General features: G+C 41.4%; 12 protein-coding genes. 7 read left to right on the forward strand and 5 right to left on the reverse strand.

Annotation, left to right across the window (positions count from 1 at the left end; all coding sequences use genetic code 11):
* Positions 1-31 precede the first annotated feature (31 nt).
* On the reverse strand, positions 32-727 hold the full coding sequence (locus BM291_RS14775; protein ID WP_092898779.1) for an NUDIX hydrolase: 696 nt from the start codon (positions 725-727) through the stop codon (positions 32-34).
* Positions 728-817: 90 nt separating this feature from the next.
* Between BM291_RS14775 and BM291_RS14780 the strand changes: the two genes are divergently transcribed.
* Positions 818-2,461, forward strand: a complete 1,644-nt coding sequence (locus tag BM291_RS14780; RefSeq protein ID WP_175499714.1) for a carboxylesterase/lipase family protein — start codon at positions 818-820, stop codon at positions 2,459-2,461.
* A gap of 249 nt (positions 2,462-2,710) precedes the next feature.
* Here the strand turns inward: BM291_RS14780 and BM291_RS14785 are convergent, their stop codons facing one another.
* Positions 2,711-3,544, reverse strand: coding sequence for a 1,4-dihydroxy-2-naphthoyl-CoA synthase (locus BM291_RS14785; protein WP_092898861.1), 834 nt, complete (start codon positions 3,542-3,544; stop codon positions 2,711-2,713).
* A 110-nt stretch (positions 3,545-3,654) separates the two neighbouring features.
* On the opposite strand from BM291_RS14785, the gene BM291_RS14790 reads away from it, so the two are divergent.
* The 4 genes from BM291_RS14790 to BM291_RS14805 all read left to right on the forward strand — a co-directional run bounded on the left by BM291_RS14790 (position 3,655) and on the right by BM291_RS14805 (position 7,075).
* Positions 3,655-4,719, forward strand: coding sequence for an AMP-binding protein (locus tag BM291_RS14790; protein ID WP_092898781.1), 1,065 nt, complete (start codon positions 3,655-3,657; stop codon positions 4,717-4,719).
* A 56-nt stretch (positions 4,720-4,775) separates the two neighbouring features.
* Positions 4,776-5,144 (forward strand): DUF2141 domain-containing protein, encoded by a 369-nt coding sequence (locus tag BM291_RS14795; RefSeq protein WP_175499715.1) that lies wholly within the window; start codon positions 4,776-4,778, stop codon positions 5,142-5,144.
* A 34-nt stretch (positions 5,145-5,178) separates the two neighbouring features.
* On the forward strand, positions 5,179-5,940 hold the full coding sequence (locus BM291_RS14800) for a hypothetical protein (RefSeq protein ID WP_092898785.1): 762 nt from the start codon (positions 5,179-5,181) through the stop codon (positions 5,938-5,940).
* A gap of 70 nt (positions 5,941-6,010) precedes the next feature.
* Positions 6,011-7,075 (forward strand): toll/interleukin-1 receptor domain-containing protein, encoded by a 1,065-nt coding sequence (locus tag BM291_RS14805; RefSeq protein ID WP_092898787.1) that lies wholly within the window; start codon positions 6,011-6,013, stop codon positions 7,073-7,075.
* Here BM291_RS14805 and BM291_RS14810 read toward each other — a convergent pair.
* Entirely contained in the window at positions 7,072-7,845 is a 774-nt protein-coding gene (locus tag BM291_RS14810; RefSeq protein WP_092898789.1) for an XRE family transcriptional regulator, read from the reverse strand. The genes BM291_RS14805 and BM291_RS14810 overlap by 4 nt on opposite strands.
* Positions 7,842-8,099 (reverse strand): hypothetical protein, encoded by a 258-nt coding sequence (locus tag BM291_RS14815; RefSeq protein WP_092898863.1) that lies wholly within the window; start codon positions 8,097-8,099, stop codon positions 7,842-7,844. Before BM291_RS14815 ends, BM291_RS14810 begins: the two co-directional genes overlap by 4 nt.
* Before the next feature lie 501 nt (positions 8,100-8,600).
* On the opposite strand from BM291_RS14815, the gene BM291_RS14820 reads away from it, so the two are divergent.
* Complete coding sequence (locus BM291_RS14820; protein ID WP_092898791.1) at positions 8,601-11,342, forward strand: outer membrane beta-barrel protein; 2,742 nt, start codon at positions 8,601-8,603, stop codon at positions 11,340-11,342.
* 95 nt (positions 11,343-11,437) lie between these two features.
* Here the strand turns inward: BM291_RS14820 and BM291_RS14825 are convergent, their stop codons facing one another.
* A complete protein-coding gene (locus BM291_RS14825) occupies positions 11,438-11,674 on the reverse strand; it encodes a hypothetical protein (RefSeq protein ID WP_092898793.1) in 237 nt (78 codons plus the stop codon).
* A 498-nt stretch (positions 11,675-12,172) separates the two neighbouring features.
* Here BM291_RS14825 and BM291_RS14830 point away from each other — a divergent pair, with 498 nt between their 5' ends.
* Positions 12,173-14,989 carry a TonB-dependent receptor domain-containing protein gene (locus BM291_RS14830; protein WP_092898795.1) on the forward strand — a complete coding sequence of 939 codons (2,817 nt, stop codon included), beginning with the start codon at positions 12,173-12,175 and terminating at the stop codon, positions 14,987-14,989.
* Positions 14,990-15,111 lie beyond the last annotated feature (122 nt).

A 15,111-nucleotide genomic window follows, 5' to 3' on the forward strand; every position in this document is an offset into this window, starting at 1 on the left:
AAACAGAAATTGGAAGAGTATACTTTTTGTCCTATTTCTTAAAGCTGTACAGAAAGGGCGCTTTGTGTGAGCCGCCTAGAAAGAGCTTCTCGTGTCTTTCCAAAATATTAAGGCTAAGCATTTTACGTTGGAAATTAGCCCTATTTTGAGTTTCACCAAGGATAGCCTCATAAACCTGCTGCAGTTCTTTCATCGTGAATCGCTCAGGCAGCAGATTGAAGCTCAATAGCTTATGATCCAAATTTGAACGAAGGTGATCAAGTGCTTTTTCCACTATTTCAGCATGATCCATCATCAATTTGGGCAACTGATCATAATCATACCATTTTATAGAATCAGATAGTTCATCTGGTTTGGGTACCACATTTTCATAATTGATCAAGGCATAGTAGCCCACTGTGATAAATCGGCCGAAAAACCAATGATCTTCATAATCATACCCTTGCTCCAGGAGCATCTTACGCATGACAGCAGGACTAAATCTATCCATGGAGCCAAAGGTGTGAAACTGCTCTAAGTAGATTTCATCCAAACCAGTGCGCTCTGAAAGCCCCCGCTTCACCGCTTCATCCAATGGTTCATTCACTTTCACAAAACCTCCTGGCAGTGCGAAAGTCTTCATGTTATGATATTCCAGAACCAAAATTTTGAGCTTTTCTCCAGAAAATCCAAAAATAACCGAGTCATAAGATATGTTCTGGAGATATTCTTCTTGTAATAGGGGCATGCGCAAAACTATGAAATACTGGTATAAGTAATAGGATTTATAAAAATAAGCAATTACTATTGTTTCACAAAGAAACAATAATTCCTGCTCATGAAACCTATCTCAAAACTAGTCAGTTTTTTTTCTATGGTTCTTCTTTTTGGAATCTCTACCTCCCTGGTTGCCCAAAACAAAAACTCATTTGAAGTGCAAACTAAAGTCAAAAATGGAATAATCGCCGGATCATATGATACCAAAACTAGCATACAAAAGTATTTTGGAATTCCATTTGCAAAGCCACCAGTAGGCGAGCTTCGCTGGAAAGCACCACAGCCATTGGACAATTGGACTGGAGTAAAAGAAACCAATAAATTCGCACCTAGAGCTGTTCAAGCTCCTGTTTTTGGAGATATGGATTTCAAGTCAGACGGCATCAGTGAAGATTGTCTTTACCTCAACGTATGGACACCTGCCGATCGGAATACTAAAGACTTACCTGTCTTAGTCTATTTCTACGGAGGTGGATTTGTAGCAGGTGATGGATCAGAACCACGCTACAATGGTGAGGCCATGGCTCAAAAAGGAATTGTGGTAGTCACTGTCAATTATAGATTAGCCGTATTTGGATTCCTAGCTCATCCAGGCTTAAGTGCTGAAGCTCCTTACAAAGCATCCGGAAATTATGGTTTGATGGATCAGCTGGCATCTTTACAATGGGTGAAGGAAAACATATCGGCGTTCGGTGGAGATCCTAAGAAAGTTACTATTGCGGGTGAATCTGCAGGTTCGATCTCTGTGAGTTATCAAATGGCATCTCCCCTAGCCAAGGATCTAATCGCCGGGGCAATAGGTGAAAGCGGAGCTGGCATTAACCCAACTTTGGCTCCAACTCCCCTAGCAGAAGCAGAAAAGATTGGAGCTGACTTCGCAGCAAAAGCTGGATTTAATAGTATTCAGGAACTGAGAGCACTTTCGACCAAAGACGTCTATGACATCTACAATGAGTCCAAGCGCTTTGGATTTCCTGTTGTTCTAGATGGCTATTTCCTTCCAAAAACTCTTCCTGAGATCTTCGAAGCTAAGGAACAGGCAATGGTTCCACTCCTTGCCGGTTGGAATTCGGCAGAGATCCCAGGTTCGGCTTTTATGCAGGGTCAACCCTACACTGTGGATGCCTTCATCGCAAAAGTAAAAGAAACCTATCCTAAAGATTATGAGGAAGTTTTGAGCCTGCATCCTCATGCTGATGCAAAAGAAGTGGAGAGGTCAGCCACCGACTTGGCGGCCGATAGATTCATCGCCTATTCTACTTGGAAGTGGTTGGATCTGCACGCTAAAAACTCTGATCAGCCAGTTTACAGGTATTTATACAGCAAGCTTCGTCCTCCATTGAGAGATGCAAATTTGACTGCTGGTCTAGCTGGTGGCACTATAGAAGGTGGACCTAAAGCACCTGAGGCTATTGGCGCTCCACATGCCTGTGAAATTGAATATGCTATGGGAAATCTTCCCCTGGTAGATGTCTTTGCATGGACAGCTGATGACTATACTGTATCTAAAACCTTCATGAATTACTTTGCCAACTTCATCAAAACAGGAAACCCTAATGGAGATGGGCAGGCAGAATGGAGCCCAATGAAGGGTACGGACTCTGCACCTCCGGTGATGGTGATCGACACCAAAAGCAAACTTGTAAAGGCTAGCGATGATGCGAGATACAACTTTCATGATAAGTCATACGGAAACAAAAAATAAGTATATGTAAATCCGCAATCGCACCAGTAAAGGCCTAAAAGCGACTTCTAATATGGTAAAAGTTGGTATTTAGGCCACTTCGGTCATCGGTCTTCCGTCCTGTAAAGCAAAGAAACTATCGCTACTGGCATCATTGCGGATAATCATAAATAAGTAAATCAATCAACCAAATACAACTAAAAGAGAGGCTCATGGCCTCTCTTTTTTTATTGTGCTTCTTAATACTAATGCCCTACGACTAACATCTCCTTAAGGTATCCACTTATTTGCCCCGAAGTTCGGCTTACGCTTCTCCAAGAAGGCATTTCTTCCTTCTATAGCTTCATCCGTTCCATAAGCCAATCGAGTAGCTTCCCCAGCAAAAACCTGCTGACCTACCATTCCGTCATCTGTCAGGTTCATCGCAAACTTCAGCATTTTGATGGAAGTTGGGGACTTGGCTAATATCTCCTGAGCCCATTCATAGGCGGTAGATTCAAGTTCAGCATGAGGAATCACAGCATTCACCATCCCCATCTCATATGCTTCCTGAGCGGAATAGTTTCTTCCCAAAAAGAAGATCTCTCGTGCTTTCTTTTGCCCTACCATTTTCGCTAGATAAGCAGAACCATAACCACCATCAAAGCTGGTCACATCCGCATCCGTTTGCTTGAAGATCGCATGCTCCTTGCTTGCCAGAGTCAGATCACTTACCACATGTAGGCTATGCCCTCCTCCCACAGCCCAACCTGGGACCACTGCGATCACCACCTTTGGCATAAATCGGATCAAACGCTGTACTTCCAGAATATTCAATCGGTGATAACCATCTTCGCCCACATAGCCTTGCTTGCCGCGTGCTTTTTGATCGCCACCTGAGCAAAATGCCCAACCACCGTCTTTAGAGGAAGGTCCTTCCCCACTCAAAAGCACCACGCCAATTGACGTATCTTCCTGCGCATCGTAGAAAGCATCATATAATTCCGCTGTAGTTTTCGGGCGGAACGCATTTCTTATTTCTGGGCGATTGAAAGCGATTCTTGCTACTCCGTCGCATTTTTTATAGGTGATATCCTCGTATTCTTTTGCTGTGATCCAGTTCATAACTTCCGATTTGGTTAAAAATCTAATTCTTTTGCAAGATAACAGGCTTCCCTGAATTTTGAAGTCAGGATTATTACCTTCGGGAAAGCCATTATACAGCATAGCGCAAAATGTTTCAACTTACTTTCGGCAAACACATATTTCAGACAAAAGAAGACTTTGAGCTTGATAGCCCGGGCTTTCCTGACTATGCGAGCGCTGCCATTCTATTCTGTAAGGATTGGCATTCAGGTAAGGAAAGCTTTGTGCAACAGACTTCTGGCTCTACTGGAACACCCAAGAAAATTGAGATTTCCAGAGCACAGATGATTGCCAGTGCCAAAGCAACTCAGACGTTTTTCCAAACCGACAAAGAAACCAGTTTACTTTGCTGTCTAGATCCAAGCTATATCGCCGGAAAAATGATGCTGGTTCGGGCACTCGTTTGGCAGAGTACGATTCAACTGATAGAGCCTACGTCAAATCCTCTCCTAGATCTCAATGTTATTCCCGACTTTGTAGCCATGGTGCCACTACAAGTAGAAGCTTGTTTACAGGATAAAGCGACTGCACAGAAACTTCAAAAAGTCAAGCAACTAATTATAGGTGGAGCCCCTATTAGTTCTGGTTTGAAAAATCAGCTTATCGCCACCGGCATCCAAGCTTACCAGACTTATGGCATGACTGAGACCGTTTCCCATATCGCCTTGGCTAAAATCCAACCTGGAGAATCAACCTACAAAATGCTTCCTGGAGTTGAATTTGGTGTGGACAGAAGAAAAGCACTTTGGGTAAAATCAGCTGCAAGTAATAATGAGGTGGTGCAGACAAATGATTTGGTTGAATTTATTGAACAAGATTCCTTTCGCTGGTTAGGACGAGCAGACTTTGTGATTAATTCCGGAGGAGTAAAGCTCCACCCAGAACTATTGGAAGCAAGGGCAGAGCAGCTTATTCATACTTTTTACCCTAACTCAGCATTTTTCTTTTTTGGTATGAAAGATGAGAAACTAGGAGAGAAACTATGCTTGGTGATAGAACATCAGGATTCATTAATAAATGAGAATCAGCTTCTAGCAAAGCTAAAATTGGAAATGGAAAAATATGAAGTACCTAAAAACATTTTCGTAATCCCAGAGTTCACTAGGACAAGCAATGGAAAAGTAAACAGACCTAAAACCGTAGAAAAGCTATGAGACTGGCATTCTTAAGCCTTATATTTTTTATAAACATCTCCCAAGTTCAAACTAATTTGGGAACTATAGAGATGGTGATTTCAGAAACTTCTACCGATAATGGCGTGATTCAGATTCTGATTTTTGATGAGGATAAGGGCTGGCCAGAATCACTTGATGATGCATGGAAGATGGTAACTATTCCAGTGAAAAACGGAATAGCAAAGAAGTCTATCCTGGATGTGCCAGCTGGAAATTATGCGATAACGGTTTTTCACGATCAGGATGAGGATGGGCAAATCAGGAAAAACAAGATAGGATATCCGCTAGATGGCTTTGGCTTTTCCAACAATCCAAGCCTAATTTTTGGCGTTCCTTCCTTTGCAAAGTGCAGCAAAAAAGTCAATCCAGGTAGAACGACAGTTTTCGAAATTAGCCTACGCTAAGAAATTTTGAGGTAAAAGACCTACTTTTGCAGCAATGAAAAAGAGTAACGACCACACAAGCGGAATCGTAATTGAATTCGACTCAGGAATTATCCCAGCTCCTTATAGCCATGTATATAGACTAGCGCTTGACTGGAGCGGCTCTGAGCTGAACGCAGAATTGGAACTGCATTATACGGATAGAGAGGATTTGACCATTGACGAAATCGTCGATGAAGGATTCACGGCAAAGGATGATTTCAGCTATAAAGGAACACTTGACTACGTTTGGAAAAAGGTAGTATCCATAGAATTTGAGAAAACTAAATGGAGCGGTAGGCACTTAGACGAGGGCGGACTGACACTTGCAGCTTTGGAAGATGGTAAAACTGGCACTGCTAAAGCTCCTACAGATCAAGAAGCTTGGCAAATGCTGGCTCAAGATGTGATTCAAGCGATCTATGAGACTTCGAAGAAAGAAGCTCCACTTACTGTGAATTACCGTCAGGTAACAAATGAAGAAAGCTTAGACTGCTCTATTACCATGAATTTCTCAAACCGTGAGGCTATATTAGTTTCCAAAGGAAATTCTAGAATTATCAATTGGGAATATGCAGTTCAGCTGATGAAATTGGTGTTCTCACCAGACTATAATTATGATATTGCTAAAGAATCGGCAGGCATCAAACGTGGTTCTTTTATAGAATGCGGAGATGGCTACTGGCATGAGCTCGGCAAGGGAGTAATCAACACTGACAATTCCTTTGACGCAGTTGGAAAGATAAAAGAGGGGTTTGAAAATCTTTTAGAAGAATAAAAATAACCCATTGCATTGCAATTAAGAACCTGATTCGCTTAACTTTAACTAGCTAGAATCAGGTTTTTTTATGGAAAAGAATAAAATTTTTCTCAGTCACAGGCATTCGGACACTCAAAGTGATTGTCATAGAATACGAGAAACATTAGAAGAGGAATTCGGGGAAGACGCTGTTTTCCTGGATATAGAAAACCTTGAACCCGGTATTCGTTTTGCCGATGCAATTGATAAAGCGCTAAAGGAAAGCAAAGTCGTTTTAGTAGCCATAGGACCTGATTGGTTTGGAGATCCAGATGAAGATGGAATTACCCGGCTTTTCAAGGAAAAAGACTGGGTTAGAAGAGAAGTTAGCGCAGCCTTGGCCAAGCCTGACACACGAGTGATTCCATTGTTACTCAAAGGAGCAACTAGACCCACGGCTGATCAATTACCCGCAGAACTTAAAGAACTTGCAGACCTTCAAACTTTTGAAATCTCTATTACTCGGTGGAAGTATGATTTGGGAGTATTGGTAGAGGCTCTGGCCAAGCTGATTCCAAGAAAAAAGAAACCCGTCAACCCTAATCCTTACAGACCTAATCCAGTTGCCAAACCTAAAAGCTGGTGGGCAAAAAATTACATCTGGGTCCTCCTAGTATTGATAGTCATAATTATTATAAGCTTGATTCCTGATGAGGAAACCTACTATGATGAAAACTATGATGATGGTGGTGTACAGGTGGAGAATGAGCTTAGCCAAGCAGACATTAATCAACTAAGAGAAGAGAACCCTACTGGCAACGAGATTTTTGAGAGTCTTCAACTTAATGATGAAGATGCTCCTCCTCCAGTGGAACAAGCTGTTTTTGATTATTCAGGCAAATGGTGGGTATGGCAAGATGGGGTAAGAATGGGCTATATTCTAATCAAACAGAATGGTTACTTTTTCACCTTTGACTATTACTATTTTGATCAGAAAACAGGTGAAGGCACGGGAGAATTCGATGGGACCTATCTTTACACAACCCAATTTAGAATGTATGGAGACTCTAATAACTACGGATTTTCATTTGGATCTAATGACGGCGGAGTAAACTGGTTTGGCCAGACATTCAATAACGGTTCGCCAGCAAATGCAGAGTTGAGAAAAAATTAACCCTTCAAAGTCCTTAGATCTGCCCGAATATCAGAGATCATTTCTCCAAGATCTTCCATGGTCAAGGGCTTTTTCTTATCGCCGGGATTTGGGAAATCTGTGCTGATAAAAGCTTTGGCCTCCCAAACCTCCACAACTTCCTCTCCCTTTACCTCATAGGGCTTGTATTGCTCATTATCAGAAACCAGAAAAAGCTTACCATTGTCACTCAGGTAGTTGAATACTCTTTTATAGACAACACCTTCGGAATCAGTCACGAGCACGTAGGTTTTGCCGCTTTTGATGTCTTTTAATTGGTCCACATAGGCTCCGATCACAATCGTACCTGAGGTAAGTGGAAGCATGGAATCTCCAGCCAACTCGAAGGCTCGGTAGGTAGCCTGCTTGGATAAGGTAGGGATTTGAAACTGAGGCAGGCTTTCCATGTATTCCGTATCTGCATAGCCATTCAGGTATCCTGCTGAGGCCTTATGTCCTACTAGGGTGATATTCTCTTTCTCATCCGCGTCGCAGGCAATCGTGAGAATACTGACACCTCTTTTCTGTATGGCTTTTCTACCTAGGTTCTCGATATCATGATTCAGAAGTTCCTCCAACCCTATTTCTAACACATCAGAAATCTTCCCTAGTGTCAAAAGCTTAGGTTCGGATCTACCATCTTCATAGGCAGAAATCATCGTGCGTTGCACATTCAGCTGATCCGCCAGTTCATTTTGGGTAATTCCTTTTTGCTTGCGCAAAAACCGAAGGTTGGAAGCAAGGTATTTCATGCGGAATACAGGTAAAAGTTATGATCCTCGGGAGTAGCAGGGATAGGAAAAAATGGATTCATGTTCAATGAAGCACTTCTTCTTCTCTCCATTCGTTGTTTTATCTCGTCAATGATTTCTCCAACCGGCTTTGGGCCATTTACGAGTAAGTAACCGTACTGTGGTTTTGCCTCATCTTCGATGAAAAATTTCACTTGGCAATTACCTGATGCCAAGGTTTTTGTAGTGATGCTGATCTTTTCTTGATTTTCCATAACTGATTCTTTTAACATCAGCTAAGATAGAAATGTTGTTTTTATAAACATATCAATGTTCTAAAAATTAACATTATTTTATGACGCTTACTGTCAAAGAGTAGTATTTGGAGAAGGAAATAGGTTTTGGGAAACGGGAGACAGGAGACGGGAGACGGGAGACGGGAGACAGAAGATGGAAGACGGGAGACGGGAGGCGGAAGATAGCTGCCCGTTTGCAGGCGGGGAAGACCGGAGACTGAAGTGGCCTAAATCTTAGTATTTACCAAAGTCTCTAGTGCTTAAGTCCCGCTACGGGCAGACCTGTTACTATAGAGAAACAGATAGACAAATGGCCTATGTACTACTCAGTACAGCATATGACCGCTTAGCCAATTATTGCTCCTTTTCCTGCCTAGAACTTCCTTCCTTTGATGTAAGGTTCACTTCGACCCTGCCACCAAATTTCTCCCTATAAATGAGAGAAGCGCTTTTTACAGAAGCTCCCAACTAGCCTACACAATGAAATATTACCTTTACCTATTCTTTACGCTATTATCAATTTCTCAATTATCTGCCCAGAACTATTCTATTAAAGGAAAAGTAAAACAAGCAGGTACGGAGATCACCATTCCCAACGCAACCATTTTGATTCAAAATCTACCCGACTCTGTGCAGGTGGAGGGCATGATATCAGATTTAGATGGTGAATTTGAAATTAAAAACATCAAATCCGGAGAGTATCTTCTTAAGATTCAATATCTGGGTTACCAAAATTTCTATAAGAGCATCCATATCACTCAAGACTTAGATTTAGGCGTTTTGGGTATAAAGGAGCAAGCCACAGATCTGGATGAGGTAACTATCAGTGCTGCTAGGTCCCAAGGAGAACAAAGAGGCGACACTACTCTATACAACGCTGATGCTTTCAAAACCATGAGAGATGCCAGTGCACAGACCTTAATTCAAAAACTTCCAGGTGTAATTTCCCAAGATGGAACTCTACAAGCTCAGGGCGAAGCGATCACTCAGATTTTAGTGGATGGCAAGCCGTTCTTTGGAGGTGATATTAATACAGCTTTGCAAAATCTCCCTGCGGAGGTAATACAGGGAATAGAAATCTTTGATCAAAAAAGTGACAAAGCCCTACTAAGTGGATTCGATGATGGTGAGCGTATGAAGACCATCAACATCATCACCAAGCCAAATAGAAGAAAAGGCCAATTTGGAAAAACTACTGCAGGATTCGGAACAGATGAACGCTACCTAGCTGGAGCAAGTATCAACTCCTTCAATGAAGACCAACGAATTACCTTCACTGGTCTTAGTAATAACATCAATGTGCTGGATTATTCCAGTGATGCAAATGCTCAAAGCAACAACCGCCCTCAAAACGGACTTATCACCACGAATATTTTGGGCTTAAACTATTCAGATAATTGGGGAGAGAAAGTAAAAATCAGCGGTAGTTATCTCTACAACAACCGGAAAAACACAAGTCAGTCCAGCCTCATCAGAGAATATGTAACCGGATCCTCTTCAGATCAATTCTATACGGAGGAAAGTAGAGAAACACGAACTAGCCAGGATCATAGATTTGACATGAGACTGGAATACAACATCAATGAAAACAACAGGATCTTGTATAGACCTAGATTCTCTGCATCTCGAGAAAACGAGAATTCCGGATTCTTTGGACAAAGTGTAAATGATGCAGGTCCATTGAACCAAACAGAAAATACGCGTACCGCAAATAATAAGGATTTTGACATGTTCCATAGGCTTTTCTACAGTCATAAGTTTGGAAAAGAAGGAAGAAGTCTAACACTAAGTGCCAATACAGGACTTCATGGAGACAATGATGCTTCCTTCCGTAATGCGACTAATTTTTATTATCAGCCAGAGGAGCGTAAGGAATTAATTAATCAGGAGATCACTCGAGACAGATCAGGATCTGACTGGGAAACAGGTATCTCCTACACAGAACCACTTGGTAAAAATGGCCAGCTGGAATTGGAATACGAAATAGGAAATAGGATTAACGAGTCAGATCAGTTGACATTTAACATCTTAAATGATGAAGTAAGCAACCCTGACCTATCTCTGGACACAGCTTTGAGTAACTCTTTTGAAAGCAAATATCTTCGTCAGGAATTGGAGCTAGGCTATCAGTACACACTGGAGAAAATTAAGTTTCAGGCCGAAGTTCAATATCAAAACGCTACGCTTAAAAACGAGCAGTTCTTTCCAGCTACGGAATCACTGGATAGAACATTCCAAAGCTTCCTTCCAACCGTTCGATTTGACTACACCATTTCAGACAATACCAATTTTGAACTCGACTATGATACTGATGTAGATGCTCCTTCTGTGGGTCAACTTCAAAATGCCATAGACAACTCCAATCCACTGCAGTTGAAAACAGGTAACCCTAACCTAAATCAATCCTACTCAAATAGATTAAGGCTTCGTTTCAGAAGCAATAACCCTGAGAACGATAGATCTTGGTTTGTTTTTGCTCAATACAACTTGGTAAATGATGCCGTTTCCAACAGCACATTCACCGCAGAGGAAGCGACTGAACTTCCGGGAGGAATTATCCTGGAAAAAGGATCTCAGCTTTTCAAGCCTGTCAATTTGGATGGATCCAAGGACTTCAGGTCTTGGGTGAGTTATGGCATTCCACTGAAATTCATCAAGTCAAATTTCAATCTGAATGGTGGATATAGCAGCACCATAAGACCAGGACAGGTAAACAATCAATTGAGCTTTAACAACTCTTCCAGAATCAGCACTGGGATATCCTTGAGTAGTAATATCTCAGATCAGATAGACTTCAATATCTCTACACGTTTTTCCTACAATGATGTGGAAAACACGCTAAATTCTAACCTGAATAATCAGTACTATAATCAGCGCTCTAGACTGAATTTAAGTTGGATAATTTGGGAAGGATTTGTTTACAGATTGGATGTAAATCATCAGTTGAACTCAGGACTATCCGAAGGATACGATGCGAATGTAGTTTTGATGAATATGAGCATAGGTAAAAAGGTGTTCGGTAATCAGCGGGGTGAAATCGCTCTGAATGTCTATGATCTACTGGGACAAAACAGAAGTGTATACAGAAATGTAACTGATGCCTATATAGAGGATGGCCAAAACAACGTGATGCAGCGCTACTTCATGCTTTCTTTCTCCTACAATATCCGCCACTTCAACAAAGGAACGGACATGGATGACTACAACGAGATCTATAATTAATCAATAGGATTATCTGCAAAGATGCCAGTAGCCAAAACTTCTTTGCTCACCCGGTCATCCCGATAGCCATCGGGAGACCGAAGACGGCAACCCGGCTACTGACGGGGGTGACCGAAGAGGCCTAAATTCTTGAGTTGACCAAATCCTATTATGCTTTTGGTTCTTTTATTGGTAACAAAGTGGATATGTGTTTTTTGAATTTCAATAATTGTAATTGAATCAGGCGGTTCTTTGCCGAACTGAAGTAAACTAGGTGTTTTTGAGTTTGGATTAATTGCACTGATTGGCAAGGGAAAAACAAGCGGTTTTTTTTTCCACTTGAGTGAAATCATTTTTTCAATAATTCACCTATTATCAGGATGTATTTGTCACTTTTTACCTTGGGATTATTTCCATATCACACATTCCCATAACATTATTTAACAAATTAGTTTGCTGGTTTTATTCAAATCATTACTATTATCGTACTAGTAAAGTAGTCATTAGTACTAGTAATTAAGTATTTGCCAATTTTTTGTTGAATGGCACTACTTGATAGAAGGAATTTTTGATTTGTTTAAAAAGATAACTATTCGAAGTGGAGAGAAGTGAAGGGGCATATACTATTAGAATTTGAGGCTTAAGAGTACTATTTAAAAAGGTCGAATAAGGGTTGCAATAAGTAAAAGTCGCTCATCTTCAACTTTTTAGCTGGATTGAAAATCTATGCAAATAATCCTGAGCCCGCCATCTCACATTACCAATTCAATCTGTTAAGATGAATTGGTAATAATTAGTGGGATAATTTTTAGTCAAGGAAATTATTGTTAAAAATATAAACTGAAAAAAAAATGAAATTCCTCATTTCATACCTTCTTTTGGCGGCCATCACTTTGGCTTCGCATGCCCAATCCAAACTTACTATCCGGGGAGTGGTGAAAGACACCACGAATATACCGCTCGACTACACCTCAGTGCTACTTCTTAGCCCAAAAGACTCGGCCTTGGTGGCCTACACTCTGACTAATAAAGACGGAGAGTACCAATTCAAAAACGTAGAAAAGCAACCGCTGCTCATTAAAGCCACCTATATGGGCTACCTCCCCATTCAGAAAGAACTGGTTCTTCCCGCAACAGGTGACTTGGAAGTCGATGAGATTCAGTTGATGCCCATCTTACAGGAACTCTATGAGGTGGTGGTGAAAGCCGCCAAAGCACCGTTGATGATGCGTGGAGACACGCTAGAGTACGATGCAAGCAAATTTAAAGTGCCCCCTGGAGCGAGCCTGGAAGAATTGCTCCGCAAGCTGCCCGGAATAGAAATCGACAAGGATGGAAATATAGTTGCACAAGGGCAACAAGTACAGAAAGTAACTGTAGATGGAAGGCGTTTTTTTGGAGGAAACACCAAAATGGCTACGCAAAACTTGAATGCTGAGTCAATAAGCAAGCTTCAGCTATACGATGACAAGTCAGAACAGTCCAAGCTCACAGGTGTGGAAGATGGAGTGAAGGAAAAAACCTTAAACGTTCAGCTGAAGGAGGAAGCGAAAAAGGGAGGTTTTGGCAAGCTTTCAGCTGCAGGGGGTACAGACGGAAGATGGTCTTCAAATGCTTCTTTCAATAAATTTGACAAAGTAAATCAATTTTCGATCATCGGCTATGGCAATAATATCAACCAATCCGGTCTGAGCTGGGATGACCTGCAGGAGTTTAAAGGGAGCAGTGCTTTCCAGTTTGGTGACACCGGCGACTTTGGCTTTAATGGAAGTGGTGGGATGAATTTTATTTCCTTTTCAGGCGGGTCCAATGATGAATCTTTCGAAATCCCCTTCAACAATCTTAACTCTGGCTATTCCAACAACCAAGCCATCGGCATCAATTACAATTACTTGAAGAACAAGAAGGATTTCAGTAGCAATTACTTCTATAGCCGCAGTGATCAAACGATAGAGAGCTTCAATAGCAGAACAAACTTTCTGCAGGACAACACATCCTTCACTTCAACTGACCAAAGCTTACAAAATAACATGGCAGGTCACCATAGGGTAAACCTTCGTTTTCAAAACGAATTAGACAGCGCCAACACCATCACCATAAACGCAAAAGGAAGGCTAAGTTCACTTACTACAGCCTTGGCCAGCCATCAGGAGCTGATTCGCAGTAGCACGGAGCAAAGCCAAATGGATAGGAACAACCAATCGGATAAATGGTCAGGAGCCTTTCAGGGCACTGCAATTTACAGGCATAAATTCCAAAAAAACGGGCGAAACTTTGCTGCCAGTATCAGTGATACGTATAGTAAGGCAGACCAAAATGGCATACAAAAATCCGTTGTAGATCTTATGAACTCAACGGACCCAAATACCTATTTCCGAAACTTGGATCAATTGAACGAGGCACTGAATAGCTCTAACCAGATCAAGTCAAGCCTACTCTTTGTAGAACCCATCAAAAAAATATTTTTCTGGGAAACTTTCTACAATTTCAGCCAATCCAAAAGCGAAACAAACCGAAAAGTATTCGATGTGGAGGCAAGTGATACTCAAGAGCTAAATCCAGATCTTAGTAGGTTTTTTGATAACACAATCACCTACAACAGGTTCGGTTCCAGCATCCGATATGCTAACAAAGGCTCAAATTTAAGTGTGGGTTTAGCCGCTTCCAACTACCGATTGAACGGGCAGTTTTCAGTGGTAGAAGCTAGTGAGATATTAGGCCGAGTGGATAAGAACTACCTCAATTTCACTCCTAATGTGTCCTACTGGAAAACAATGAAAGGCAATAAGCGTATCAACGCAAGCTATGCCATGGGCGTCACTCCGCCAAATATCGCAGACCTACAGCCATTCAAGGACATATCAAATCCATTGTATATACGGGAAGGAAATCCTGATCTACAGCCCGAAGTATCCCACTCTTTCAATACAGGATACGATATGTATGATCCTGCCACGTTTATAAATTTGCGTTTTTCATTCAATTCAACATTCTATCAGAATCAAGTCGTTCAAAACCAAACCATAGACCCAGAAACCTTTGTCACTACTTATAAGGCTGGAAATGTTTCCGGGGGACAGCGTTATTACCCATACCTAGGTTTTGGATTTCCTATCGTAAAAACCAAGGCTACCGCGTATTTTTCAGCAAATCCATCCTATTCTAAAAGTCTCTCCCTAATCAACTCAATTGAGACAGAGACCAAAACTTATAGCAATAACTTTGGGGTGAATTTAAATCTGACCCCTTTAGAATGGTTCAGCCTATATACAGGGTCATCCTTCCGACTTAGCAAAACCAAATACGAACAGAACCCCGCCCAAAACCAGGATATAATAAATTGGAGTGCCTATAGTAATATGAACATCAAATTCCCAAAAGATTTTTACCTAGATGTGAAATTCAACTATAATCGATATGAAAACGAAAGTTTTGGATTTGATCAGAAAGTACCTATCCTCAATGCATTCGTTTATAAACTACTCGGCGAGGCTAAAAAATGGGAAATCAGGCTTTCCGCTTATGATATCTTCAAGCAAAATCAAACCATAAGCCAGTTTGCTGGCCAAAACTATGTTTCCACTGGAAGGATTGAAACGCTGTCAAGATATTTCCTACTTGGAGTGACCTACAATATGCGGGGAGTAGAAGTGAAAAAATATAGATAGCATAATAGGTGGTAAAGGGGGAAGTTCTAGAGTCGTAAAGTCACCGATAGGTAAGTCTATTAAATGGGATAGTGACTTCTCCCCCACTCCGTTAACCGTTTCGGTATGTAGTCGTCGCGGTA

It is taken from the genome of Algoriphagus aquimarinus (assembly GCF_900112005.1).
Classification (GTDB): Bacteria; Bacteroidota; Bacteroidia; order Cytophagales; family Cyclobacteriaceae; genus Algoriphagus; species Algoriphagus aquimarinus.